This window comes from Duganella sp. GW822-FHT06D06 (assembly GCF_058799615.1).
Genome location: NZ_JBXALQ010000002.1, coordinates 254064 through 279750, shown reverse-complemented (window position 1 = coordinate 279750; position 25687 = coordinate 254064). Strand labels below are relative to the sequence as shown.

The 25687-nt window shown below is 63.1% G+C and carries 28 protein-coding genes; 20 read left to right on the top strand and 8 right to left on the bottom strand.

Annotated features, from left to right (window positions below; genetic code table 11):
* Window positions 1-3 precede the first annotated feature (3 nt).
* The 13 genes from nuoG to ispF all read left to right on the top strand — a co-directional run bounded on the left by nuoG (window position 4) and on the right by ispF (window position 12918).
* A complete protein-coding gene (gene nuoG / locus AC1RMD_RS04495; RefSeq protein WP_492924048.1) occupies window positions 4-2325 on the top strand; it encodes an NADH-quinone oxidoreductase subunit NuoG in 2322 nt (773 codons plus the stop codon).
* Window positions 2325-3407 carry an NADH-quinone oxidoreductase subunit NuoH gene (nuoH, locus tag AC1RMD_RS04490; RefSeq protein WP_492924046.1) on the top strand — a complete coding sequence of 361 codons (1083 nt, stop codon included), beginning with the start codon at window positions 2325-2327 and terminating at the stop codon, window positions 3405-3407. The genes nuoG and nuoH overlap by 1 nt, the downstream gene beginning before the upstream one ends.
* 12 nt (window positions 3408-3419) lie before the next feature.
* A complete protein-coding gene (gene nuoI / locus AC1RMD_RS04485; protein ID WP_020702142.1) occupies window positions 3420-3908 on the top strand; it encodes an NADH-quinone oxidoreductase subunit NuoI in 489 nt (162 codons plus the stop codon).
* A gap of 73 nt (window positions 3909-3981) precedes the next feature.
* On the top strand, window positions 3982-4620 hold the full coding sequence (locus AC1RMD_RS04480) for an NADH-quinone oxidoreductase subunit J (protein ID WP_492924044.1): 639 nt from the start codon (window positions 3982-3984) through the stop codon (window positions 4618-4620).
* On the top strand, window positions 4617-4925 hold the full coding sequence (gene nuoK / locus AC1RMD_RS04475; protein ID WP_008450334.1) for an NADH-quinone oxidoreductase subunit NuoK: 309 nt from the start codon (window positions 4617-4619) through the stop codon (window positions 4923-4925). Before AC1RMD_RS04480 ends, nuoK begins: the two co-directional genes overlap by 4 nt.
* A 48-nt stretch (window positions 4926-4973) precedes the next feature.
* Window positions 4974-7046: an NADH-quinone oxidoreductase subunit L gene (gene nuoL / locus AC1RMD_RS04470; RefSeq protein ID WP_492924042.1), complete on the top strand. Its 2073-nt coding sequence runs from the start codon at window positions 4974-4976 to the stop codon at window positions 7044-7046.
* Between the two features lie 31 nt (window positions 7047-7077).
* Window positions 7078-8580 carry an NADH-quinone oxidoreductase subunit M gene (locus tag AC1RMD_RS04465; protein WP_492924040.1) on the top strand — a complete coding sequence of 501 codons (1503 nt, stop codon included), beginning with the start codon at window positions 7078-7080 and terminating at the stop codon, window positions 8578-8580.
* A 16-nt stretch (window positions 8581-8596) separates the two neighbouring features.
* Entirely contained in the window at window positions 8597-10102 is a 1506-nt protein-coding gene (gene nuoN / locus AC1RMD_RS04460; RefSeq protein WP_492924038.1) for an NADH-quinone oxidoreductase subunit NuoN, read from the top strand.
* Window positions 10102-10407, top strand: coding sequence for a DUF2818 family protein (locus tag AC1RMD_RS04455; RefSeq protein WP_492924036.1), 306 nt, complete (start codon window positions 10102-10104; stop codon window positions 10405-10407). Before nuoN ends, AC1RMD_RS04455 begins: the two co-directional genes overlap by 1 nt.
* 33 nt (window positions 10408-10440) lie before the next feature.
* Window positions 10441-10995, top strand: a complete 555-nt coding sequence (locus AC1RMD_RS04450) for an NUDIX domain-containing protein (RefSeq protein ID WP_492924034.1) — start codon at window positions 10441-10443, stop codon at window positions 10993-10995.
* Entirely contained in the window at window positions 10992-11693 is a 702-nt protein-coding gene (locus tag AC1RMD_RS04445) for a hypothetical protein (protein ID WP_492924032.1), read from the top strand. The genes AC1RMD_RS04450 and AC1RMD_RS04445 overlap by 4 nt, the downstream gene beginning before the upstream one ends.
* 9 nt (window positions 11694-11702) lie before the next feature.
* Window positions 11703-12416, top strand: coding sequence for a 2-C-methyl-D-erythritol 4-phosphate cytidylyltransferase (gene ispD, locus AC1RMD_RS04440; RefSeq protein WP_492924030.1), 714 nt, complete (start codon window positions 11703-11705; stop codon window positions 12414-12416).
* A 13-nt stretch (window positions 12417-12429) separates the two neighbouring features.
* Window positions 12430-12918, top strand: a complete 489-nt coding sequence (gene ispF, locus AC1RMD_RS04435) for a 2-C-methyl-D-erythritol 2,4-cyclodiphosphate synthase (RefSeq protein WP_492924028.1) — start codon at window positions 12430-12432, stop codon at window positions 12916-12918.
* Here the strand turns inward: ispF and AC1RMD_RS04430 are convergent.
* The 3 genes from AC1RMD_RS04430 to AC1RMD_RS04420 form a co-directional block, all read right to left on the bottom strand.
* Window positions 12858-13361, bottom strand: coding sequence for a DUF433 domain-containing protein (locus tag AC1RMD_RS04430; RefSeq protein WP_492924026.1), 504 nt, complete (start codon window positions 13359-13361; stop codon window positions 12858-12860). The two genes, ispF and AC1RMD_RS04430, sit on opposite strands and share 61 nt — an antisense overlap.
* Window positions 13291-13560, bottom strand: a complete 270-nt coding sequence (locus tag AC1RMD_RS04425; RefSeq protein ID WP_492924024.1) for a BrnT family toxin — start codon at window positions 13558-13560, stop codon at window positions 13291-13293. The genes AC1RMD_RS04430 and AC1RMD_RS04425 overlap by 71 nt, the downstream gene beginning before the upstream one ends.
* A gap of 108 nt (window positions 13561-13668) precedes the next feature.
* Complete coding sequence (locus AC1RMD_RS04420) at window positions 13669-13935, bottom strand: SDR family oxidoreductase (RefSeq protein WP_492924022.1); 267 nt, start codon at window positions 13933-13935, stop codon at window positions 13669-13671.
* 47 nt (window positions 13936-13982) lie between these two features.
* Here AC1RMD_RS04420 and AC1RMD_RS04415 point away from each other — a divergent pair, with 47 nt between their 5' ends.
* The gene (locus AC1RMD_RS04415; RefSeq protein WP_492924020.1) at window positions 13983-14120 is read left to right on the top strand and encodes a hypothetical protein; all 138 of its coding nucleotides are present in this window, start codon (window positions 13983-13985) and stop codon (window positions 14118-14120) included.
* Between the two features lie 177 nt (window positions 14121-14297).
* Window positions 14298-14594: a hypothetical protein gene (locus AC1RMD_RS04410; RefSeq protein WP_492924018.1), complete on the top strand. Its 297-nt coding sequence runs from the start codon at window positions 14298-14300 to the stop codon at window positions 14592-14594.
* Here AC1RMD_RS04410 and AC1RMD_RS04405 read toward each other — a convergent pair whose 3' ends face one another.
* Window positions 14595-15836 carry an MFS transporter gene (locus tag AC1RMD_RS04405; RefSeq protein ID WP_492924016.1) on the bottom strand — a complete coding sequence of 414 codons (1242 nt, stop codon included), beginning with the start codon at window positions 15834-15836 and terminating at the stop codon, window positions 14595-14597. It lies immediately after the preceding gene.
* 103 nt (window positions 15837-15939) lie between these two features.
* Between AC1RMD_RS04405 and AC1RMD_RS04400 the strand changes: the two genes are divergently transcribed.
* Window positions 15940-16551, top strand: coding sequence for a TetR/AcrR family transcriptional regulator (locus AC1RMD_RS04400; protein WP_492924014.1), 612 nt, complete (start codon window positions 15940-15942; stop codon window positions 16549-16551).
* A gap of 124 nt (window positions 16552-16675) precedes the next feature.
* On the top strand, window positions 16676-17284 hold the full coding sequence (locus AC1RMD_RS04395; protein WP_492924012.1) for a choice-of-anchor C family protein: 609 nt from the start codon (window positions 16676-16678) through the stop codon (window positions 17282-17284).
* Window positions 17285-17375: 91 nt separating this feature from the next.
* On the opposite strand, the gene AC1RMD_RS04390 is transcribed toward AC1RMD_RS04395, so the two are convergent.
* The 4 genes from AC1RMD_RS04390 to AC1RMD_RS04375 form a co-directional block, all read right to left on the bottom strand.
* A complete protein-coding gene (locus AC1RMD_RS04390) occupies window positions 17376-18368 on the bottom strand; it encodes an FHA domain-containing protein (RefSeq protein ID WP_492924010.1) in 993 nt (330 codons plus the stop codon).
* Complete coding sequence (locus AC1RMD_RS04385) at window positions 18365-19798, bottom strand: S1 family peptidase (RefSeq protein ID WP_492924008.1); 1434 nt, start codon at window positions 19796-19798, stop codon at window positions 18365-18367. The genes AC1RMD_RS04390 and AC1RMD_RS04385 overlap by 4 nt, the downstream gene beginning before the upstream one ends.
* Before the next feature lie 34 nt (window positions 19799-19832).
* A complete protein-coding gene (gene ribA / locus AC1RMD_RS04380) occupies window positions 19833-20486 on the bottom strand; it encodes a GTP cyclohydrolase II (protein WP_492924006.1) in 654 nt (217 codons plus the stop codon).
* A gap of 126 nt (window positions 20487-20612) precedes the next feature.
* Entirely contained in the window at window positions 20613-21314 is a 702-nt protein-coding gene (locus AC1RMD_RS04375; protein WP_492924004.1) for a pirin family protein, read from the bottom strand.
* Between the two features lie 142 nt (window positions 21315-21456).
* Here AC1RMD_RS04375 and AC1RMD_RS04370 point away from each other — a divergent pair, with 142 nt between their 5' ends.
* The 3 genes from AC1RMD_RS04370 to AC1RMD_RS04360 all read left to right on the top strand — a co-directional run bounded on the left by AC1RMD_RS04370 (window position 21457) and on the right by AC1RMD_RS04360 (window position 25618).
* Complete coding sequence (locus AC1RMD_RS04370; protein ID WP_492924002.1) at window positions 21457-22401, top strand: LysR substrate-binding domain-containing protein; 945 nt, start codon at window positions 21457-21459, stop codon at window positions 22399-22401.
* 69 nt (window positions 22402-22470) lie between these two features.
* Window positions 22471-23463, top strand: a complete 993-nt coding sequence (locus AC1RMD_RS04365) for an EAL and HDOD domain-containing protein (RefSeq protein WP_492924000.1) — start codon at window positions 22471-22473, stop codon at window positions 23461-23463.
* Window positions 23456-25618, top strand: coding sequence for a putative bifunctional diguanylate cyclase/phosphodiesterase (locus tag AC1RMD_RS04360; protein ID WP_492923998.1), 2163 nt, complete (start codon window positions 23456-23458; stop codon window positions 25616-25618). The genes AC1RMD_RS04365 and AC1RMD_RS04360 overlap by 8 nt, the downstream gene beginning before the upstream one ends.
* Window positions 25619-25687: the final 69 nt, after the last annotated feature.

Below are 25687 nucleotides of genomic sequence, written 5' to 3'. Positions count from 1 at the left end.
ACCATGGTTGAAATCGAAATAGACGGCAAAAAAGTCGAAGTCCCTGCTGGTAGCATGGTGATGGACGCCGCCAACAAATTGGGAACCTACATTCCGCACTTCTGCTATCACAAGAAATTGTCGATCGCTGCGAATTGCCGCATGTGCCTCGTCGAAGTGGAAAAGGCGCCCAAGCCTTTGCCAGCATGCGCAACGCCGGTCTCGGCAGGCATGATTGTGCGCTCCGCTTCGGACAAGGCCGTACAGGCACAGAAGTCCGTGATGGAATTCCTGCTGATTAACCACCCGCTGGACTGCCCGATCTGCGATCAGGGCGGCGAGTGCCAGTTGCAAGACTTGGCAGTCGGCTACGGCAAAGGCGAATCGCGCTACGAAGAAGACAAGCGCGTCGTCGTGCCGAAAGATGCCGGCCCGCTGGTCTCCATGCAGGAGATGGCGCGCTGCATCCAGTGCACCCGTTGCGTACGTTTCGGCCAGGAAGTGGCCGGCGTGATGGAACTGGGCATGATCGGCCGCGGCGAACACTCGGAAATTACCGCCTTCGTCGGCCAGACCGTCAACTCCGAAATGTCCGGCAACATGATCGACCTGTGCCCGGTCGGCGCGCTGACGTCGAAGCCGTTCCGCTACAGCGCCCGTTCGTGGGAACTGTCGCGTCGCAAATCGGTCTCGCCGCACGACGGCCTGGGCGCCAACCTGATCGTTCAGGTCAAGGGCGGCAAGGTCAAGCGCGTGCTGCCGCTGGAAAACGACGCCGTCAACGAGTGCTGGATTTCCGACAAGGACCGCTTCTCGTACGAAGGCCTGGAAGCCGCCGACCGTCTGACCCAGCCGATGCTGAAGCAGGGCGGCGAGTGGAAGGAAGTCGATTGGCAGACCGCGCTGGAATACGTCGCGCACGGCCTGAAGAACATCAAGCACGAACACGGCGTCAACGCGCTGGCCTCGCTGGCCACGCCGCATTCGACGCTGGAAGAGCTGCACCTGCTGCAAAAGCTGACCCGCGCCATGGGCTCGGACAGCGTCGACACGCGCCTGCGTCACAGCGACTTCTCGCTGAGCGATGTGACCCCTTGGCTGGGCATGTCGATCACCGAGTTCGGCCAGCTGAACCGCGCCTTCGTCATCGGCTCGTTCCTGCGCAAGGATCACCCGCTGCTGGCTACCCGCCTGCGCACGGCAGTCAAGGGCGGCGCCAAGCTGTCCATCCTGCACGCAAGCGACGACGACCAGCTGATGAACATCGCGAACAAGATGATCGTGGCTCCGTCGGAGTGGCTGTCGGCACTGTCGCAAGTGGTCGTGGCCGTGGCTAAAGCCAAGGAAGTTTCGGCTCCTGCCGGCTTCGAAGGCGTACCAGCTTCCGACGTCGCCAACGCCATCGCCGCCTCGCTGATCTCCGGTGAAAACAAAGCCGTCTTCCTGGGTAACGCGGCAACGCAGCACCCGCAGGCCGCCGCGCTGCACGCCGCCGCACAATGGATCGCCGAACAGACCGGCGCCAAGCTGGGCTACCTGACCGAAGCCGCCAACACCGTCGGCGCTTACCTGGTCAACGCCAACGGCGCCAAGGCTCCGGCGTTCTCCGAGCAGAAGCAAGCCTACGTGCTGCTGAACGCCGAGCCTGAGCTGGACGCACACAATCCGCAAGCCGCCGCCGCCGCACTGAAACACGCGGAGATGGTCGTGGTCCTGTCGGCCTACAAGCACGGCATGGAATACGCCGACGTGCTGCTGCCGGTCTCGCCATTCAGCGAAACCTCGGGCACCTTCGTCAACTGCGAAGGCCGCGCGCAAAGCTTCAACGGCACCGTCAAGCCGTTGCAGGAAACCCGCCCTGCGTGGAAAGTCCTGCGCGTGCTGGGTAACATCCTCGGCCTGGCCGGTTTCGACTACGACACTTCCGAAGCGATCCGCGACGAAGTGCTGGGCGCCGGCGTGACCGACCTGTCGGCCAAGCTGAACAACGTCAGCAAGCAAGCTGTCGTTGCAGCCTCCGCTGTTTCCACCGGTACGGAACGTATCGCAGACGTGCCTATCTACTTCGCCGACGCCGTGGTGCGTCGCGCCGAGTCGCTGCAAAAGATGGCCGACGCGGCTGCGCCTAAAGCGCACCTGTCGACCGCCCTGGCGCAGCAGCTGGGTGTCGCCGCCGGCGACAAGGTCAAGGTCACGCAAGGTTCCGGCAGCGCGATCCTGGTCGCCGCTGTTGATGCCAAACTGCCAGACTACGCAGTCCGCGTCGCCGCCGCTCACGCGTCGACCGCTGCACTGGGCGGCATGTTCGGCTCCATCACCGTTGAAAAAGCAGGGGAGGGTAAATAATGGCTCTGCCTGAATTCGTCAATACCATCAATGCCACCGGCGCCGAAGCGCTGGGGCAGTTCTGGCCGCTGGCCTGGGCGCTGATCCGCGTCATCGTGGTGCTGCTGCCACTGATGGGCCTGGTTGCCTATCTGACGCTGTGGGAACGTAAGTTCATCGGCTGGATCCAGATCCGCGTCGGTCCCAACCGCGTCGGTCCGATGGGCCTGCTGCAGCCGATCGCCGATGCGCTCAAGCTGCTGTTCAAAGAGATCATCACCCCGGCCAAGGCCAACCGCGGCCTGTTCGTGATCGGTCCTATCATGACCATCATGCCGGCGCTGGCCGCCTGGGCGGTGGTGCCGTTCGGCGCCGAAGCCGTGCTGGCCAATGTCAACGCCGGCCTGCTGTTGCTGATGGCGATCACCTCGATGGAAGTCTACGGCATCATCATCGCCGGCTGGGCGTCCAACTCGAAGTACTCGTTCATGGGCGCGATGCGCGCCTCGGCCCAGATGATCTCCTATGAAATCCCGATGGGCTTCGTGCTGGTGGTCGTGCTGATGGTGTCCGGTTCGCTGAACTTCGGCGACATCGTCGCCGGCCAGCAGAAGGGCATGTTCGCGGAACACGGCCTGAACCTGCTGTCGTGGAACTGGCTGCCGCTGCTGCCGCTGTTCGTGGTCTACCTGACCTCGGGCCTGGCGGAGTGCAACCGTCACCCGTTCGACGTGGTCGAGGGCGAGTCCGAGATCGTTGCCGGCCACATGGTCGAGTACTCGGGCATGGCCTACGCCATGTTCATGCTGGCCGAATACGCCAACATGATTTTGATCGCGACCCTGGGTTCGATCATGTTCCTGGGCGGCTGGTCCGCACCGTTTGCCTTCCTCGAATTCTGGGGCGGTTTCGGCGGCTTCTTCTGGTTGTTCGCCAAGGCGTTCTTCCTGGTGTCCGTCTTCATCTGGGTGCGCGGTACTTTCCCACGCTACCGTTATGACCAGATCATGCGTCTGGGCTGGAAAGTGTTTATCCCTCTGACGCTGGTGTACCTGGTGTTCGTGGCCGGCTGGATGCAGACATCCTGGAATATCTGGAAGTAAGGACTGGAAAAAATGGAACGTTTAAAAGACTTTATCGGCAGCTTCATGCTGACCGAATTGATCAAAGGGATGGCGCTGACGGGCAAGTATATGTTCTCGCGCAAGATCACCGTGCAGTACCCGGAAGAGAAGACGCCGATGTCGCCACGCTTCCGCGGCCTGCATGCCCTGCGCCGCTATCCGAATGGCGAAGAACGCTGCATCGCCTGCAAACTGTGCGAAGCAGTGTGCCCGGCGATGGCGATCACCATCGAATCGGAGCAGCGCGACGATGGTTCGCGCCGCACCACGCGTTACGACATCGATCTGACCAAGTGCATCTTCTGCGGTTTCTGCGAAGAGTCGTGCCCGGTTGATTCGATCGTTGAAACGCACGTGCTGGAATACCACGGCGAGAAACGCGGCGATCTGTACTACACGAAAGAGATGCTGCTGGCCGTTGGCGATCGTTACGAAAACGAGATCGCCGCAGCCCGCGCAGCGGACGCTCCTTACCGCTGATAGTTGAACATTCGCCGGCTTCGGTCGGCGTCATCAGCGTGTCGATCAATAATGTACGTCTCTTGGGTTAGTTATGGAATTTAAAACTGCTTTGTTCTACGCCTTCTCAGCCATCATGATATTGGCTGCGACGCGCGTTATCACGGCCCGCAATCCGGTCCACGCCGCACTGTTCCTGGTGCTGGCGTTCTTCTCGGCTGCCGGCATCTGGATGCTGCTGGAGGCTGAGTTCCTCGCCATCGTGCTGGTACTGGTTTATGTCGGCGCCGTCATGGTGCTGTTCCTGTTCGTGGTCATGATGCTCGACATCGACACCGACAAGATGCGCGAAGGTTTCTGGGGCTACCTGCCGCTGGCGTCCTTCGTCGGCGTCATCATCGTGCTGGAAATGGCCGCCGTGCTGTGGCGCTCCTTCCTGTCGTTCGACCAGCAGGCGGTCAACGCCGGCAACATCGGCGGCACCAAGGAACTGGGCATCCAGATCTACACCAAATACATCTACGCCTTTGAAGTCGCCGGCGTCATCCTGCTGGTCGCGATCATCGCCGCCGTGGCGCTGACCCTGCGCAAGCGCAAGGACACCAAACATTTCGACCCTGCCGACGCTGTACGCGTCAAGCGCAATGATCGCCTGAAGATCGTCAAGATCGCGCCGGTGACCACGCGTGGCCAGGACGCTGCCGGGTCGGCAGAAGTTAAGGAGGCACCATGACGTTATCGCTCGCTCACTACCTCGTTCTTGGCGCGATACTGTTCGCGATCTCGATCGTTGGTATTTTCCTGAACCGCAAGAACATCATCGTTCTGCTGATGGCCATCGAATTGATGCTGCTGGCAGTGAACATGAACTTCATCGCGTTCTCGCACTACCTGGGCGATGCGGCCGGGCAGATCTTTGTGTTCTTCATCTTGACCGTGGCGGCTGCCGAATCGGCAATCGGCCTCGCGATCCTGGTGGTGATGTTCCGTAACCTGGACACCATCAACGTTGAAGACCTCGATAGCCTGAAGGGTTGATCCCGTGGCTAAAGTTCAAACCTCGAAAAATAACGATTAAGGTTCATCATGGCGGTTACACTTAACCCTAATCTCCTGCTAGCCGTACCCTTGGCGCCGCTGGCCGGCGCCGCGATTGCGGGCTTGTTAGGAACTAAATTCTTCGGCAACGTCGTAGGTCGCAAGACCTCGCACACCGCGACCATTTTGGGCGTGCTGGTTGCCTTCATCCTGTCGGCGCTGACGCTGAACGACGTGGTCAACGGCGCCTATTACAACGGCACCGTCTACAACTGGATGACCGTGGCCGGCCTGAAGCTGGAAGTCGGCTTCCAGATCGACGCGCTGTCGGCGATGATGATGTGCGTGGTGACCTTCGTGTCGTTGATGGTGCACATCTACACCATCGGCTACATGGCGGAAGACGAAGGCTACAACCGCTTCTTCGCCTACATCTCGCTGTTCACGTTCTCGATGCTGATGCTGGTCATGGCGAACAACTTCCTGCAACTGTTCTTCGGTTGGGAAGCGGTGGGCCTGGTTTCCTACCTGCTGATCGGTTTCTGGTACACCCGCCCAACGGCGATCGTGGCCAACATGAAGGCCTTCCTGGTCAACCGCGTCGGCGACTTCGGCTTCATCCTGGGTATCGGCCTGCTGCTGGCCTACGCCGGTTCGATGGACTACCAGGAAGTCTTCGCCAAGAAGGAACAGCTGATGTCGATGACCCTGCCGGGCACCGACTGGGCGCTGCTGACCGTCGCCTGTATCTGCCTGTTCATCGGCGCGATGGGCAAGTCGGCGCAATTCCCGCTGCACGTCTGGCTGCCTGACTCGATGGAAGGCCCGACCCCGATCTCGGCACTGATCCACGCCGCGACCATGGTTACCGCCGGTATCTTCATGGTGACCCGCATGTCGCCGCTGTTCGAACTGTCGGACACCGCGCTGTCGTTCATCCTGGTCATCGGCTCGATCACCGCGCTGTTCATGGGCTTCCTGGGCATCATCCAGAACGACATCAAGCGCGTGGTCGCTTACTCGACCCTGTCGCAGCTGGGCTACATGACCGTGGCGCTGGGTTCGTCCGCTTACTCGGTGGCCGTGTTCCACCTGATGACCCACGCATTCTTCAAAGCGCTGCTGTTCCTGGGCGCCGGTTCGGTCATCATCGGCATGCACCACGACCAGGACATCCGCAACATGGGCGGCCTGCGCAAGTACATGCCTATCACCTGGATCACCTCCTTGCTGGGTTCCCTGGCGCTGATCGGCACCCCGTTCTTCTCGGGCTTCTACTCGAAGGATTCGATCATCGAAGCCGTCGCCGAGAGCCACATCTGGGGCGCAGGCTTCGCCAACTTCGCCGTGCTGGCTGGCGTGTTCGTGACCGCGTTCTACTCGTTCCGTATGTATTTCCTGGTGTTCCATGGCGAAGAGCGTTTCGGCAAGGCCCATGCGCATGACGACCATCACCATGCTCCGGCAGCTGCCCATGACGACGGTCACGGTCACGACGAGGAAGACGACCATGCTCACCACGGTCTGGCCCCGGGTCAGAAGCCGCATGAATCGCCATTCGTGGTCTGGTTCCCGCTGGCGATGCTGGCCATCCCTTCGGTCATCATCGGCTACCTGACCATCGGTCCTATGCTGTTCGGCGACTTCTTCAAAGGCGTGATCGCCTTCGGCGAAAACCATCCTGCGATGGAAGAACTGGCGCACGAGTTCCACGGCCCGATGGCGATGGCGATGCACTCGCTGACGTCGTTGCCGCTGTGGCTGGCCGTCTCCGGTGTCGCATCGGCGTACTACTGCTACATGATCAATCCACGCGTGCCGGCCTGGTTCTACGCCAAGTTCAAGTTCCTGCACACGCTGCTGGAGAACAAGTACTACATGGACAAGTTCAACGAGGTGGTGTTCGCCGGCGGCGCGCGCATGCTGGGCAATGGCCTGTGGAACATCGGCGACAAGACCCTGATCGACGGCTTGCTGGTCAACGGCAGCGCCAAGGTAGTGGCTTGGTTCTCGTCGCTGACCCGCCTGGCGCAGACTGGTTACATCTACCACTATGCGTTCGTCATGATCCTCGGCATTCTGGGGTTCCTGGTCTACTTCCTGCCGTTTTGGCACGCTTAATTAGCTGATACGCAAAGAGATAACGATAACCATGATGCAGTCAATTACATCCTATCCTCCGTTCCTGAGCCTGGCGATCTGGCTCCCGATCCTGTTCGGCCTGATCGTGCTGGCCCTGGGCCGCGACTCCAATGCCGGCCTGGTCCGCGTTGGTACGCTGATCGCTTCCATCATCAGCTTCGTGGCCACGCTGCCGCTGATCGTCCACTTCAACAACGCGGCCCACGGCATGCAGTTCGTCGAGAAGTCGCCGTGGATCGAGCGCTTCAACATCTACTACTCGCTGGGCATCGACGGCCTGTCGCTGTGGTTCGTGCCGCTGACCGCCTTCATCACCGTGATCGTCGTGATCTCGGCCTGGCAGGTGATCCAGAAGCGCGTCGCGCAATACATGGGCGCCTTCCTGATCCTGTCCGGTCTGATGATCGGCGTGTTCTGCGCCATGGACGGCCTGCTGTTCTACTTCTTCTTCGAAGCCACGCTGATCCCGATGTACATCATCATCGGTATCTGGGGCGGCGACAACCGTGTGTATGCGTCGTTCAAGTTCTTCCTGTACACCTTCTTCGGCTCGCTGCTGACGCTGGTCGCCATCATCTACCTGTACAAGGTATCCGGCGGTAGCTTCGACATCCTGATGTGGCACAAGATCGCCCTGACGATGAAAGAGCAGATCTTCATCTTCATCGCCTTCTTCATGGCCTTCGCCGTCAAGGTGCCGATGTTCCCGGTCCACACCTGGCTGCCGGACGTCCACGTGGAAGCGCCTACCGGCGGTTCCGCCGTGCTGGCCGCGATCATGCTGAAGCTGGGCGCATATGGTTTCCTGCGTTTTTCGCTGCCTATCGTTCCCGATGCATCGCACTACATGGCGCCGTTCGTCATCACCCTGTCGCTGATCGCCGTGATCTACATCGGCCTGGTCGCGCTGGTACAGAAGGACATGAAAAAGCTGGTCGCCTACTCGTCGATCGCGCACATGGGCTTCGTCACCCTGGGCTTCTTCATCTTCAATAACATGGGCATCCAGGGCGCCATCGCGCAAATGATCTCGCACGGCTTCATCTCCGGCGCGATGTTCCTGTGCATCGGCGTACTGTACGACCAGGCGCACTCGCGCCAGATCGCCGACTACGGTGGTGTCGTCAACAAGATGCCGAAGTTCGCCGCGCTGTTCATCTTCTTCTCGATGGCCAACTGCGGTCTGCCAGCGACTTCCGGTTTCGTCGGCGAGTTCATGGTGATCCTGGGCGCCACCCAGTACAACTTCTGGATCGGCCTGCTGGCCGCGACCGCGCTGATCCTGGGCGCCGCCTACTCGCTGTGGATGGCCAAGCGCGTCATCTTCGGCAAGGTCGCCAACCACCATGTGGCTGAACTGGTCGACCTCAACAACCGCGAATTCCTGATGCTGGGCATTCTGGCGGTCGCCGTGCTGTTCATGGGCCTGTACCCAGCGCCATTCACCGACACGATGCAAACCTCGGTTGCAGACCTGCTGGCGCACGTTGCCCACAGCAAGCTGCCTTACTGAAAACGGAAACACATAAATGACTACTCCACTTCCACAAACAGTTATCGACATGGTGCCGTTGTCCGCGGAAATCGCACTGCTGGTCGGCACCTGCGCGATCCTGTTGATCGATATGTTCCTGTCGCAGGGTAAGCGCTCGGTGACCTACGCGCTGTCGCTGCTGACCCTGCTGGTCTGCGCCGCGTTCAGTTACCACGACTTCGCGGCCGGCACCACGGTCTACACCTTCAACGGCATGTTCGTGTCCGACCCGATGTCGAACCTGCTCAAGCTGTTCACCTACCTGGCCGTCGGCCTGACGCTGGTCTACTCGCGTCAGTACGCCGACGACCGCGGCATGTTGAGCGGTAACCTGGGCGGCGAGTTCTACGTGCTGGCGCTGTTCGCCACGCTGGGCCAGATGGTCATGATCTCCGGCTCCAACTTCCTGTCCGTGTACCTGGGCGTGGAACTGATGTCGCTGTCGCTGTACGCGCTGGTGGCGATCCGCCGCGACAACCACAAGGCCACCGAAGCCGCGATGAAGTACTTCATCCTGGGCGCGCTGGCATCCGGTTTCCTGTTGTACGGTATCTCGATGCTGTACGGCGCGACCGGCACGCTGGACATCGCCAAGGTGGCGACCGCTGTCGCCGCCGGCACCATCAAGCCGACCATCCTGGTGTTCGGCCTGGTGTTCCTGGTCGCCGGCCTGGCGTTCAAGCTGGGCGCGGTACCGTTCCACATGTGGGTGCCGGACGTGTATGAAGGTTCGCCAACCGCGGTGACCCTGCTGCTGGGCGGCGCACCGAAGATCGCCACCTTCGCCATCTGCATCCGCCTGCTGGTGGAAGGCCTGCTGCCGATGGCAGTCGATTGGCAGCAGATGCTGATGGTGCTGGCGGTAATGTCGCTGGCCATCGGTAACCTGACCGCGATCGCGCAGACCAACTTGAAGCGCATGCTGGCTTACTCCACCATCGCGCAAATGGGCTTCGTGCTGCTTGGCCTGCTCGCTGGCGTGGCCGGCACCACCGACCGCACCGGCGCCGCCGCTGCCTACAGCGCCGCGATGTACTACACCATCACCTACGTGCTGACCACCATCGGCAGCTTCGGCGTGTTGATGCTATTGTCGCGCGCCGGCTTCGAAGCGGAAAACCTGGCCGACTTCAAGGGCCTGAGCAAGCGTAACGGCTGGTTCGCGGTGGTCATGTCGATCCTGCTGTTCTCGCTGGCCGGCGTGCCGCCGATGATGGGCTTTGCCGCCAAGTTCTCGGTGCTGACCGCCGTGCTGGGCACCGGCCAGATCTGGCTGACCGTGCTGGCGGTGATGTTCTCGCTGATCGGCGCGTTCTACTACCTGCGCGTGGTCAAGATGATGTGGTTCGATGAGCCGACCGACACTGCGCCGATCGTGGCCAAGGGCGACATGAGCTTCGCACTGAGCCTGAACGGCGTCGCCATCATCGCTCTGGGCCTGCTGCCAGGCCCGCTGCTGGCGGCCTGCCTGAAAGCCATCACTCTGACGCTGAACACCTGATGGATGTTTCCGTCGCAAGCTGGTTGGTGATCGCCGCTGCACTGGTGGCCGCCAACCTGCCATTTTTCAATGACAAAGTATTCGCACTGGTGGCCATCAAGTGGCCCCGCAAGCCGCTGTTGGTGCGGCTGGCGGAAATGGCGGTGCTGTACTTTGTGGTTGGCGCCATAGGCTTCGCCCTTGAAGCGCAGATCGGCAACCGCTTCCCGCAGACGTGGGAATTCTATGCGATCGCCGCCTGCATCTTCGTCGTCCTGGGCTTCCCGGGATTCATTGTCCGCTACCTGCGCAAGCGTCACGGCTGATACACTATCGTTCTTCAACGACGTGGAGCAGGTATGGACAGGCATCTGAAAGAAACCCGTATCGACGGTGAACTGGTCTACGACGGCCACTTCCTCAAAGTCCAACGCGACACCATCGCTCTCCCTGACGGCAAACACACCGCGCGCGAATACGTGCTGCACCCTGGCGCCGTGGTGATCCTGCCGCTGCTGGACGACCGCACGGTGCTGATGGAGCGCCAGTACCGCTATCCGCTGCATCAGGTGTTCATCGAATTCCCGGCCGGGAAAATCGACCATAACGAAGACCCGCTGATCGCTGCCCGCCGCGAACTGGAAGAAGAAACTGGCTACACCGCCAGCGAGTGGCAGTTCGTCACCAAGATCCACAACGCCATCGCCTATTCGGACGAGCACCTCGACCTGTACCTGGCGCGCGGCCTCAAAGCCGGCCCGCAGAAGCTGGACGACGGCGAGTTCCTCGAAACCTTCACCGCCACCATCGACGAGCTGCTGCAATGGGTGCGCGAAGGGAAAATCACCGACGTCAAAACCGTCATCGGCATCTTCTGGCTGGACAAGCTGCGCGCGGGCGACTGGACGCTATGAAGCTCGTCATCCTCGTCGGTATTGGTTTCGGCCTGCTGGCCGGCGGCACGGCAAGCGCCGCCGCCGCGCAGCGCACGCCGTTCCAGATCCGCTGCGAGGATACGATCGCGAAGACGGTGTCGGTGCTGTCGGCCAGGCAGAACGGCTACACCATCAACAACCAGCTGCCATACCGCGCATTGACCGCGAAGTACGGCAACATCGATAACAAGATGGTGACGCTTGGCCTGACCGTGACCAAGGGCCAGTACACGGTCGACCTGGGCGGCCAGGTTTTGCAGGACCCGGTCAGCGGCTACGAGTGCATCGCGCCGCGCGTGGAATTGAAGCTGAATTATTCGCCGGTGCTGATCTATGTCGGCAACGAGTTCGTACCGGGCAGTTGCGGCTACACGGCGATCCTTGAACACGAACAGCGCCATATGCAGGCGTATATGGAAAACCTGGCGCGCGTGGAGCAGGTGGTGCGCGACGCCTTGAACAAGCGCTTCGAAGCCAAGCCGCTGTACGCGCCGTCCGGCACCGCGATGTCGGCGCTGGAGCACGAGATCAACGGCAGCTGGTTCCCCTTCATCCGGGATGAATTTGACAAGGGCAGGGCGAAGCAGGCGGAAATCGACTCGCCGGAGGAATACGCCCGCCTGGGCAAGGCCTGCGACGGCGAGATCGGCGCCATCCTGCTGCGTCGCCATAAATAATTGAACACTATGACTGCATCCAAACACACACCGCGCTACTTTGCGCTGCTGCCCGCCGCCGGCGTTGGCGCGCGCATGGCGGCCGACGGCCCCAAACAGTACCTGACGGTGGGCGGCAAGCCGATGCTGCGCCACGCGGTGGACGCCTTCCGCGCCAGCGACCTGGTGGCGCATACCTACGTGGTGGTCAGCGCGGCCGACGGCCAGATCGACGGCGTGCTGCCGGCGGACCTGGACGGCGTGACGGTGCTGCGCTGCGGCGGCGCCACCCGCATGGACACGGTGCTCAATGCGCTGCGCGAACTGCAAGGCGTGGTCGCCGACGGCGACATGATCATGGTGCACGACGCCGCGCGTCCCGGCCTGACGCCGGCCCTGATCGCCAGGCTGATAGACGGCGTGGGCGACGATGCCGCCGGCGGCCTGCTGGCGCTGCCGGTGGTGGACACGGTCAAGCGCGCGACCGGCGTGGCGCCGGTGGCCGCGACCACGGTATCGCGCAACGGCTTGTGGCTGGCGCAGACACCGCAGATGTTCAGCTACGCGCTGCTGCTGCGCGCCCTGGGCAGCGCGCCGGACGCCAACGCCATCACCGACGACGCCAGCGCCGTCGAGATGCTGGGCCTGTCGCCGCGGCTGATCGAAGGCCATCCACGAAATTTGAAAGTCACGCTGCCGGCCGACATCCGCATCGCGGAAATGTACCTGGCCGCCGGCGAATAACACAGGATAGAAAATGACCAAACTCCCATTCCGCATCGGCCAGGGCTACGATTGCCACGCACTGGTAGAAGGCCGCAAGCTGATTGTCGGCGGCGTCGACATCCCGCATCATGTGGGCCTGCTGGGGCACTCGGACGCCGACGTGCTGCTGCACGCGATCACCGATTCGATACTGGGCGCTGCGGCGCTGGGCGACATCGGCAAGCATTTTCCGGATACCGATCCGCAGTTCAAGGGCGCCGATTCGCGCACCTTGCTGAAGGAAGCCGCGCGGCGCGTGGTGGCCACCGGCTACAGCATCGGCAACATCGACGCGACCATCATCGCGCAGCGGCCGAAGATGGCGCCGCACATCGCCAGCATGTGCGCCAACATCGCGGAGGATCTGGGCGTGGCCGTCGGCCAGGTCAACATCAAGGCCAAGACCAACGAGAAGCTGGGCTACCTGGGCAGGGAAGAGGGCATCGCGGCGGAGTCCATCGCCTTGCTGATTGCTTCGTAAAACAAGGTCGCTTCGTTCTTCAGTACACCGAACGCGGAGGCGCGGGAGACGGAACGATAGTCCTCTAAAAAATCCTCGATTGGCTTGCCCGCCAACAAATAGTCGAACATTCGCTTGATGGGTACCAGAGTGTTCTTGAATACAGGCATGCCACCCAGAATTGCCGGTTCCATTTGAACCAAAGGCGTTAGCGATCTCATGAAGGCGAGTACCTCAGGGTCATACGGATCGGTGGGCGACTTTCGCGGCGGAATAACTCTCCCGTTAAACCGATGGACCGGCTCTGAGTAGACGCCGGATTCCAAAGGAAGGCAATCTTCATCGTATTCGATCTCGTCCTCGGGAATAGGCATGACGCTCATCCAGTCACCATCATTTTCCGAACAGGGTGCGTCTTTCGTGGCGATTTGCTTTCCGAAATGAGATAAGTCTGATTTCATCATCGTGCTCCGTATAGATAACTGCAACTTCGCGACCGGCGAAATGTCCAATCGTAATATAACGCTGTTCACCGTAGTGAAAACGCGTGTCTTCCGCCGTATAGCATTCCGCGCTAAACACGACATACGCATCGGCGAAATCAAGGCCGTGTTTGCGCAGGTTGCTTAGGCGCTTGGCTTCGTCCCAAGTGTACGTAGTCATTTCAGTGTAGTGGCTTGAGGACATCCTTCAAGCAGCACTGAAAAAAATGCCAGGTCGCCAGGACATCGTTTCGATATCCTGGACCTGGCATTCTCAACCGTCCTTCGATTAGATCAATAGTGCTCCGCCGTCGACGACGTGGATCTGGCCGGTGGCGTAGCCGCTGCTCATCAGGAACAGGTAGGCGGCGACATCTTCCGCCGCCCCCACGCGCCCCACCAACAGCGCCTCCACCGCGCCGCACACGCTGGACATCAGCGACCGTCCGGTCTGCGGACGCGCCGACGCGATGCCAGTGGTGAAGGTGATCGAGCCATCCGCCCTGATATGGCGCGCGCCGTGTTTGGCCGCCGCCAGCGCACCCCAATAGCGCAAGTTAAACACCGAGCGCGCGGCCGTTCCATCGCGGCGGCAAAACCGCGGTGGTCAACCCGCGCGGCCAGCTGACGCTGAACGACGCCGGCACCATGGAAAGCGGGCTGCTGGCCGGCCACGGCCTGGCGCAGGTGATCGACCTGGCGGTCGAGCCGCTGCTGCGCTGCTGCGCTCCTGTGCGCTGACGCCGGTGTTGACGGCATGGCCGGACGAGCGCTTCCCGATGTATGCCTACTACCCGTCGCGTTACCATCCACCGGCGAAAATGCTGGCCTTCCTGGAGTTCGTTACTTCGCTGGTGAGCTAGCCGGTATCGATAAATGATCTGCTACCATGGCGCTTTTGACGGTGAAGGATGGACGATGGCGCGTGATATCTACGCTTATCGGCAGGTGGCGGTGCATTCGGTGGAGCGCGCGGGCAGGGTGGAGATCCATCCGGTGCCGGGACAGGCGTTTTCGCCGGAACTGTATGTGCAGTGTTCGCGCCGCATGAGCGACGACTACCCGCTTGGCACCTGCTTCCTGCTCGACGCCAAGCTGACCGACCGCCTGGGCGGCACGCCATATTTGTACGCCTGGCATGGCGATGAGATCAAAGTGCTGACAGCCAGGGAGACCAAGGCCTTCCTGGCTGAATTCAAACGCGGCCGGATTTGATCAGTGGACGGCGTGCAGCTTGGCTAGCGGCTTGCCGTCGTCCCGCGCCCACGCCGCAATGACGGCGGCCATCGCCAGCGCAAACACGCCACCGACCACCATCGCGCTCGACACGCCCAGATAGTCGACCGACACGCCGCCCACCAGCGCGCCGCTGGCCAGCGAGATCTGCGCGGTGGCGACGAATACCGCACCGCCGCTTTCCATCGCATCCGGCGCCGCCTTGAACATCCAGGTCTGCACCGAGATCGGCATCATGCCGAAGGCCAGGCCCCAGATCACGATCAACACCGTGGCGCCGGCGGCCGTGGCGCCGAACAGCGGCATCGCCGCGGCCGACAGGCCCATGATCACGCCGGTGGCGATCAGCGAATGCTTCACGCTCCTGGCCACCGCCCAGCCGCCAATCAGATTACCGGCGAAACCGGCCGCGCCATAAATCAGCAGCAGCACGCTGATGGTCTTGGCGCTCAAGCCGGCGACCTGGCTCAGGAACGGCGTCACATAAGTGTAGGCGGCGAACTGGCCGATGAAGATCAGCAGCGTCGCCAGCATGCCGAGCCGCGCCTTTTGCACGCGCAGCAGCGCCGGCAACTGGGCGAAGGTCAGGGCGGTGGTGGTCGGCAGCCGTGGCAGCAGCCACATTTGCGCCGCCAGCACCAGCAGGGACACCGCGCCGGCGGTGAAGAAGGCCATGCGCCAGCCCATCATCTCGCCGATCATGGCGCCGGCCGGCACGCCGGCCACGGTGCCCAGCGAGATGCCGGCAAAGATGATCGAGGTGGCGCGCGCGGCCGACGCTTCCGGCACCAGCCGGTTGCCCAGCGCGCCGCCGATGGCCCAGAAGCCGCCGACGCCTATGCCCAGCAGCGCGCGTCCGGCCAGCACCAGCGGGTAGCTATGCGACAGCGCGACGATCAGGTTGGAGGCGATCAGCGTGCCGGTCAAACCCCAGATGACGTAGCGGCGGTCGGTCTTGCCGACGCCGATGGTGACCAGGATGGCGGCAAACGCGGCCACCAGGCCGGGGACGGTGACCATCATGCCGGCGATGCCTTCGGTCACGCCCAGTTCGGCGGCGATGGACGGCAGCAGGCCGACCGGCAGGAACTCGGTGGTCACCAGCGCGAACGAGCCGACGGCGACCGACAGCACGGCCAGCCAGGCGGCGCGGGTGGCTGTGGCAATGGGCGAGGGCGCGGCGTCGGGCAGGACGGCCTGGGCGTTGGTGTGGTTTTGCATATGAGTAATTCCCTATGAGCTGTAAAAATACTTGAGTTTTTTACTGATCGGTTCATAATGAAGTCCGCAAAGCACTTTGTCAATCAATTTTTAACCGGTCGGTATGAAAGATATTTCCGCTACAGCTCGCAAGTCCGGCCGCCCGCGCACCTTTGATGCGGAGACGGCGCTGGACAAGGCCATGAAGGTGTTCTGGGAGAAGGGTTACGAAGGCAGTTCGCTGCCGGAGCTGACCGAGGCGATGGGCATGAACCGTCCCAGCCTGTACGCCGTGTTCGGCAACAAGGAGAATTTGTTCCGCCTGGCGCTGGAGCGCTACGGCGCTTCCCACGACCCGCTGTTCAACGCGGCGCTGGAGCAACCGACCGCGCGCGCCGTGGTCGAGTATTTTTTGCGCGGTAACGCCGACGCCCAGACCGAATCCGAGAACCCGCATGGATGCCTGGTGATCAACGGCGCGCTCGCCTGCAGCGACGACGCGTTGCCGATTCGTGACACTTTGATCGAGCGCCGCGCCGCCAGGGAGGCTAAATTGCGTGAACGCCTGCAACGTGCCAAGGCCGACGGCGACCTGCCGGCCGACAGCTGTTCGGGTCAGATGGCGCGCTACGTGATGACGATTTCCAATGGGATGGCAGTGCAGGCGGCGGCCGGCGCCACCCGCGAGCAGTTGCAGGAAGTGGTGGACCAGGTGCTGCGCGGATGGCCTTCTTGATGCCGCTGAAATATTGCCTAAAACACATATTCAATAGCAAAATGAAATTTTAGTTGCGTCTTTGAAATTTATCGGTAGAATAGCGCCATTGAGTCGCCGTTCCCCTTTTTTTGAAAGTCACAACATGAAAATGTCCAAACTGATCCTGGCAGCAGCCATCGCCGCAGCAAGCGTTTCGGGCGCCGCATCGGCCGCCAACCTGATCCAGAACGGCGACTTTGAGATTGCCACCGGCGTCAATCTGAACAACTTCGTTCGCGTCGGTGCAGGCGAGAGCGCGATCGCCAACTGGACCGTCGGCGGTAACTCGGTCGACATCATCAACAACAGCTACAACGCGATCTCGGGCAACAGCATCGACATGCTGGGCACGCCAGGTCCGGGTGTACTGTCGCAATCGTTTGCCGCCGTTGCCGGCACCACCTACACGCTGTCGTTCGACCTGACCCACAATCCATACTCGCACGGCGCTGGCCTGGACGTGTTCGTTGGTGGCAACCACTACTCGTTCGATGGCAGCAGCCCTGTCACCAACCGCACCTTCAACTTCACCACCGCCGGCGGTTCGCAAGCGCTGGTGTTCAGCAGCGTTGGTGGTGACGGCTACTCGGGCGCGGTGCTGGACAATGTGTCCGTCACCGCCGCCGTACCTGAGCCGGAAACCTACGCCATGCTGCTGGCCGGCCTGGGCCTGGTAGGCGCCATCGCCCGCCGCCGCAAAGCAGCCAAGTAACAGACAGCACATAAAAAAGCCCGCCGGCACTGAGCGCAATCAAGCGCGTTCAGGCCGGCGGGCTTTTTCATTCGGGGACCTGAGCCCGGGGTTATTCGGCGCCGTCGTCGTCGTCGTCGGTCTCCGGCGTGCCGTCCTTGACCGCGCGGGCGCGGGCGGCGTCGGCGCCGGTTTTCAGCTTGGCGGCGTCGGCCATGAACTGGTCGATGCTACGGTCGGGACTGTGGCGGACTTCCGGCGGCAGCAGCACCGACATGTACAGCTCGTCCGAGGCGCGACCCGTGCTTTGCAGATTGGTCATCAGCATCAGGCCGGCGCCGCCCACCAGCATCACCCAGCAACTGATGGCGAAGCGGCGCGGATGGTGGGGCTTGATGGTGATCAGGTGGAAGAACAGCATGCCGCAGGCGATCGCCAGCGTGACCAGGTTGCCGTAGCGGGTGAACGCTTCGGCCGACCATGCATACGCCAGCGCGGCGCCGCCAACCCGCCAGACACCCAGCACGGCCAGACCGCTGCCGAGGATGAACAGGTGCCGGCCCAGCCGCGCGTGGCTGCCGAACAGGCGGTTGGCCAGCGCCCACAGGCCGCTCCACAGCAGGCCCGCGGCCAGGCTGCTTGCCAGTACCAGGAGGTAGCGTATCAACGCGAACGGTTCGACGTCGGACAACCAGGTTTCGGCGCAGGTGAAAATGGCGATCAGCGCCAGACCGATGGTGGCCGGCGCCGTGCCTTCCCAGCCGTGCATGGTGGTGTCGGCCAGTTCGTCGGCGACCGGGAAATCGGCCGCGCGTACCCGCAGCCGGGTGTGGCCCAGGCGCACCATGGTGTCGCCATGCAGCACCACGCTGGTCTGGCGTTTGCCGTTCAGGTAGGTACCGTTCTGGCTGCCCAGGTCGCGCAGCACCAGCTCGCCTTCTTCGTTGGCGTCGACCACCGCGTGGGCGGCGGCGCTGTGGGCGTCGTCGAGGATGACGTCGTTGTCGTAGCTGCGGCCGAGACGGATCGGCAGCGCGGCTACTTTATGACGGTGCAGCACGTCGCCGTTGCGGGCCAGGATTTCGATGAAGTAGGGGGCTTTCATTGCTTGCCCCCGTTGGCCGGAACGGCCGCCACGGCGGGCTTCTTGGCCACCGGCGCCAAACCCAGCGATTCGATGAACACGCGCGACAGGCGCAGGCCGTTTTCATACGAGACGCCGCGCGCGTCGAGCCGGCTTTGCAGGCTCATCAATCCCTGGTCGGTGCTGGCGGTCAGCAGCGCGAAGTCGTACAGGCCGGCGAACTTGCGGTAGGCGCGCACGCACAGCACGGCGCGCAGCGGCAGGTCCTTGCTCTTGACGAAGTCCTCAGTGCATTGCGGGCCGGTCAGGCGGGTGTCTTTGTTGGTGCCGAAGTGCTCGTTCTTGAACGAGGAGCTGGCCAGTTGCGCGAAGCGCAGCTTGTCCAGGCCGGTGCTGCGCAGGTACTGGTGGCGTATGCTCAGCTGGCCGGTTTGCAGCGAGCCGCTGACGAAGATCGCCGACTCCATCGCGCAACTGGCGTCGTCCACCGTGAACGGCTTGTCGGCCTTGACGTTGGAGCGGCCCCAGCAGCGCATCTGCTCGGACTCGCGCACCGGCACCTGATACGGCCCCATCGGTTTCAGGCTCAGCGGACTGGCCAGCAACTGGTCGACCATGGCGCGCTGATGGTTCAGCAACTGGGCGGCGACGATGGCGGTGAAGTCGGTCGGCGCTTTCTTTTGCTGCTCCACGCGCTTGAGCAAGTCCTGCGCGAAGCGGGCCGGCACCAGGAAGCTGACCAGCTCGCCATCGAGGCGCTTGGAGACGTTGACGCCGGCCACCGCGCCGTCCACCGTCACGCTGGGGCCGCCGCTCATGCCGGAGTTGATCGGGCCGGTGAACATCAGTTGGTCGTAGAAGCTGCGCGCGATCACGCCGTTGTAGGCGCCTTCGGAAATGGCGAAGCCCAGGTCGAGCGGATTGCCCAGCGAGTACAGGTACTGGCCCTGCGTCAGCTTGGCCAGCTGATCGGGGATCCTGAAGAAGCCGGTGCCGTTGCGGCTCACGCGCAGCACGGCCAGGTCGTGCAGCACGTCCACCGCCAGCAGTTCGACGTTGCCGCGCTGGCCGCTGGTGTCCACCCATTCGCCGACGTAGGTGTCGGGATCGAGCGCGAACTGCGAGACCACGTGGTAGTTGGTGACCACCAGGTTGCTGGTGCCGATCAAAAAGCCGGAGCCGACCGACGATTGCGTGCGGCCGCTCCTGAGCAGCGAGCGCACTTGCAGGATGTCGTTTTTGGCGGAACCGTAGAGATGCTGGGCTGCGCTGGAAGGCGGCGGCAGCGGGGCGGCGTCGCTGTTGTCGGCGTCGGGTGCCGAGGCCTTGGCGGAGGACTGCGCGGCGGCCAGTTGCGGCGGCGAGGCCGTCGCGTTCGCGCCCGGCGCCGCCAGCGCGGCGGCGCTGGCCCAGCTCAGGGCGATGGCAATGGCAAGCTCGTTAAATTTCATGCAGTCCTTAAAGTTCAACCTTTAAAAATCAACCTTACAGCGCGCCATCCTCCACCGGCGCCGGGGTCAGTGGCGTCATCATGTGGCCCAGCTTGGCTGCCTTGGTGTTCAGGTAGTGCTGGTTAAAGGCGTTGCGGTTGACCAGCAGCGGAACGCGCTCGGCCACCTCGATGCCCAGTTTGGTCATGGCATCGATCTTACGCGGATTATTGGTCATCAGGCGTAAGCTTTTGACGCCGAACTGGGCCAGCATCGGCTGCACCAGGCCATAGGTGCGCTGGTCCGGCTTGAAGCCCAATTGTTCGTTGGCCTGCACCGTGTCGGCGCCGGCTTCCTGCAGGCGGTAGGCGCGGATCTTGTTGATCAGGCCGATGCCGCGGCCTTCCTGGCGCAGGTACAGCAGCACGCCGCGGCCTTCGGCGGCGATCTTCTTCAGCGCGCCCTCCAGCTGGGCGCCGCAGTCGCAGCGCTGCGAGAACAGCACGTCGCCGGTCAGGCATTCGGAATGCACGCGCGCCAGCACCGGCTGGCCGTTGCCGATGTCGCCCAGCACCATCGCCAGGTGTTCCTTGCCGGTGGCTTTTTCGACAAAGGCGTGCAGCGTGAACTGGGCCCAAGGGGTCGGCAGGGCGCAGGAAGTCATGTAATCCAGTTCGTCTGTTGCCGGGGTTGCTGCGCTCTGCGACATAGCTATGCTCTTCAATTGATTGATATTCAAGGTAAAAAAGACGCGCCGGGCTGTTCGAACAGACCCGGCGCGCCCTTCATGATACCAAAACTGGCGGAAAGTTTTTTAAGGCCGCCCTCTACCCCATTATGCGGGCAGGTCGAAGACCATCACTTCCGCCGCTTTGGCGTCTTGCAGCGTCACCAGCGTTTCCCCGGTGATTTTCAGCGCGTCGCCGCCTTGGAGCGCCGTGCCGTTGACCGTCACCTCGCCACGGATCACGTGGACATAGGACTGGCGCCCTGTGGCCAGCTCATGCTTCAGGCGGTCGCCGGCCGTCATGATGGTGGCGTAGATCGCCGCATCCTGGTGGATCAGCAGCGAGCCGTCGCGGCCGTCGCTGGAGGCGATCAGGCGCAGCTGGCCCAGCTTGCTCTCCGGCGTGTAGTGCTTTTCCTCGTAGCTCGGCGCAATGCCGGTCTGGTTGGGCTGGATCCAGATTTGCAGGAAATGCGCCGGTTCGTCCGGCGAGTGGTTAAACTCGCTGTGACGCACGCCGTTGCCGGCGCTCATGCGCTGGACGTCGCCGTAATGCAGCACCGAACCGGTGCCCATGCTGTCCTTGTGCTCCAGCGCACCGCTGAGCACGTAGGAAATGATTTCCATGTCGCGGTGGCCGTGGGTGCCGAACCCCTGGCCGCCCTGGACCTGGTCTTCGTTGATGACCAGCAGCGGGCCGAAACCGGTGTGTTTCGGATCGTGATAGCTGCCGAACGAGAAGGTGTGGCGCGATTGCAGCCAGCCGTGGTTGGCGACGCCGCGTTCTTCACTTTTACGAATTTGCAACATGGTAGGGCTCCGTTTCTTATAAGTTAATGTGCGATAATTTTGAAAGCTGTTTTCTTATCGCCGCATCCATGAATCACAGTATAAACGGGTGCTATGGAATAAAAAAACGGAAAATTTACCGCTTTACTATCGAAAAAATCGAATGCTCAGACTCAGCCTGGAAGCCCTGCAAATCGTCGACGCCATCGACCGGCGCGGCTCGTTCTCCGCCGCCGGCAAGGAGCTGCACCGCGTGCCCTCGACCATTTCCTACACCGTCGGCAAGCTGGAGGACGACCTCGGCGTGCAGGTATTCGAGCGCAACGGCCCGCGCGTGGTGCTGACGGCGGCCGGCGTCGAGCTGCTGAAGGAAGGACGCTACCTGCTGAAAGCCGCGCAAGACCTGGAGCACCGCGTGCGCCGGGTGGCCTCCGGCTGGGAGACCGAGCTGGCGGTCGGCATGGATTCGATGTTCTCGGCCTGCATGTTCCACGACGATATCAAGGCCTTCTACGAGGTCGCCCAGCAGACCCGGCTGCGCATCGTGCAGGAAGCCCTGTCCGGCGCCTGGGAAGCGCTGCTGGACCGCCGTGCCGACCTGCTGGTGGGCGTGGCGGGCGACGGCCCGGCCGGCGGCGGCTACGTCTCCCTGCCGATCGGCAAGGTCGGTTTCGTGTTCGCGGTGGCGCCGTCGCATCCGCTGGCGGCGGTGCGGGGCAGGCTGGACCGCGTGCAACTGCAGCAACACCGCGCCATCAGCGTGGCCGACTCGGCACGCCGGATGGCGCCGCGCACCGTCGGCCTGCTGCTGGGCCAGGATACGCTGACCGTGCCCGACATGGCGACCAAGTTCCAGTACCAGCTGGCCGGCATGGGTTTCGGCTTCCTGCCGGAGCCGTGCGCGCGCGCCGCCATCGCCGCCGGCCTGCTGGTGGAGAAGGAGGTGGAGGAGCCCAAGCCAGCCGAAACCTTCTACCTGGCCTGGCGCAGCGGCGAGCACGGCGCCGCGCTGCAGTGGTGGCTGGCCCGCATGAAACAGCCGGGACTGTTCGAGCGGCTGCTCGGGCATTTGCCGCACCGTTTGATATTGCCTGGCTCGCCAGCATAATGTTGGCCGACGCCAATAATTTCGGAGTACCATAGCGGGATCACCGACCGCTTTCGCTGGACAACTTCAATGACCGCTACGACCGCCATGCCGCCTGTATTCTTGCATCCTTTGGCCGACCGCAACGGCGTGCCGTCGGCGTTGCTGCTCGATGCCAGTGGCTTGCAAGTCGATACGATGCCGGCCAGCGTCCTGCAGGAGCTGGCCTCCGGCAGCATGAGCTGCTATTACCGCTGCCGCCTTGGCGCCGGCGGGGCGGCCGCCGTTCATCAAATGCTGGACGAGGCCGGCTGGAAAGCGCTGCCCGCCGACAAAGTCCACCACAGCGATAGCGCGCTGGCCGCCGAGTTGCCCAGCGGCGTAGCGTGGATCGAGGGCGACTGGTTCCTGGCGCCGCCACCCAAGCCGGTCGGCAGCCAGGCCGCCTCGCGCGCGCTGGCGCTGAAGCTGGTGCAACTGGTCTCGGCCGACGCCGACACCCACGAAATCGAAGCGCTGCTGCGCCAGGATCCGACGCTGTCCTACCATTTGCTGAGGCTGGTGAACTCGCTGGGCATGGGCACCGGCCGCCGCGTCACCAGTTTTTCGCAAGCCATCCTGATCCTCGGCCGCTCGCAGCTGCGGCGCTGGCTCAACCTGATGCTGTTCTCGTCGCGCGAGGCCGACCAGCGCTCGGCCATGCTGCTGGCGCGGGTGTCGGTGCGGGCGCGGGCGATGGAGCTGCTGTCCAAGGCCGCCGGCCACGACAAGCCGCACCAGGAACAGGCCTTCATGGCCGGCATGTTCTCGCTGCTGGGCGTGTTGTTCGGCATGCCGCTGGCCGAGGTGCTGAAACCGTTGACCATCAGCGAAGCCGTGCAACTGGCGCTGCTGTCGCGCGAAGGCGAGCTGGGCCAGCTGCTCAGCGTGGTCGAGGCCGCCGAACACGACGATGTCGCGGCGCTGACGCAAGGCTTGCAGGCGCTACAGATCGACAACGCCGGCTTCAACCAGATCCTGGCCGACGCCTACTTGTGGATGCAGGGTGTATCGGCGGGCAAGGCAGGTGCTCCCCATGCATGACGCGATCGAGCGTTGCCTTGCGCTGAGCCGGCAGGCGCGCAGCGAATCGGGCGAGGCGCTGGCGGCGACGTTGGCCAGGCTCGATGCCGCGCTGGCCGAAGCCGGCCTGGGCGCGCCCGGCAAGGCGGCGCTCGCGGCGGACGCGGAACTGGAACTGGACCTGGCCGGCTACCTGACCGGCTGGAGCGCCGGCGCCCAGCAGATGTTCGGCTACACCGCCACGGAAGCGATGGGCCAGCATGTGCTGTTCCTGTACGCCGAGGGCGATGACGACGGCAATATCGCCGAGCTGTTCTTCGAGACCGACGGCAACCCCGCCGGCGGCGCGCACACCGAGGTGCGCCGGCGCAAGAAGAACGGCGAGCTGATCTGGGTAAACCTGCACATCCTGCTGCGCAACGACGAGGGTGGCGATCCGGTCGGCATGCTGATCAAGCTCAGCAAGGTCAACGAAGCCTTGTCGGAAGAGGACAAGCTCAACCTGCACGCCCGCATCATCGAGGACAGCGACCAGGGCGTGTTGATCACCGACGCCCACGAACGCATCGTCTCGATCAATTCCTCGTTCACCCGCATCACCGGCTACACGCCGGAAGAATCGATCGGCAAGACGCCCGACCTGCTGCGCTCCGGCGTGCACGACGCCGAGTTCCGCGCCAAGGTGCGCTCGGCCATGCAGGGCCAGGGCCCGTGGCGCGGCGAGATCATCGGCAAGCGCAAGAACGGCGAGCTGTTCCCGCAGTCGGTGACCATCAGCGTGGTGCGCGACGAGCAGGGCAAGGTCAGCCACACCTTCTCGCTGTTCTCCGACATCAGCGTGCACAAGGACGCCGAGGCGCGCATGCAGCGCATGGCCAACTACGACACGCTGACCGGCTTGCCCAACCTGTGCCTGCTGAACCAGCTGGTCGGCCAGGCGCTGACCGAGACCAAGCGCTCGCAGGAACACGGCGCCCTGCTGGTGATCGAGATCACCCGCATCGGCGCCATCAGCGACACCTTGGGCCACGACATCGGCAACGGCCTGCTGTGCGAGATCGGCCGCCTGTTCCGGCTGTCGCTGCGCGAGGCCGACGTGCTGGCGCGGCTGGACGGCCACAAGTTCGCGGTGGCGCTGCTGCACGTCGAAAAGCGCGAACACGCGGCCATCGTCGCGCAAAAGCTGCTGGCCGCGCTGGCCGCGCCCATCATCATCGAGAACCACCGCCTGCAGGTCGGGGCCCACATCGGCATCACCGTCTACACCGAGGACGGCACCGACGTCCAGACCCTGATCCGCTACGCCGACGTGGCGATGAACAAGGCGGCGCAGAATATCGAATCGGCCTTCCTGTTCTACAGCGAAGAGATGAACCAGCGCGCCAAGGAACACCTGCGCATCGAGAGCGAGCTGCGCCAGGCGCTCAGCAACAACGAGCTGATGCTGTACTACCAGCCCAAGGTGAGCTTGCGCAGCGGCCGCATCGTCGGCGCCGAGGCGCTGCTGCGCTGGCGCCATCCGGTGCGCGGGCTGGTGTCGCCGGGCGTGTTCATCCCGGTGGCCGAAGAGACCGGACTGATCCTCGACCTCGGCACCTGGGTGCTGGAGGAAGCCTGCCGCCAGGTGCGCGAGTGGAAGGACGCCAACCTGATCATGCCGCCGGTCGCGGTCAACCTGTCGGCGCGCCAGTTCGACAACCAGCTGCCCAAGCGCATCGCGGCGGTGCTGGAGCGGCACGGCGTGCAGCCCGACCAGATCAACCTGGAAATCACCGAGAGCCTGCTGGTGCGCGGCACCGACAATGTGATCGCCATCATGAACGAGCTGGTGGCGATGGGCATGGCGCTGGCGCTGGACGACTTCGGCACCGGCTATTCCAGCCTGGCCTACCTGAAGAAATTCCCGATCAGCACCCTGAAGATCGACCGCTCCTTCGTCATCGGCCTGCCGTACGAAGAAAACGATTGCGCCATCGCGCGCGCCATCGTCACCATGGGGCAGCAGCTGCGCCAGGAGATCGTGGCCGAAGGGGTGGAGACGGCCGAGCAGATGAGCTTCCTGCGCGAGCTGGGCTGCGACCAGCTGCAGGGCTATCTGTTCAGCCAGCCGATCCCGGCGGCCGAGTTCGCCGGCATGCTGCGCGAAGGCAAACGCCTGGCCTTCGGCGGGCGCTGAAACGCGGCCTGATTGGCCTGCTGAAAAATCCCGCGATTGGCCTCCCGCCGGCGCGCCGTCCCGGAGCAC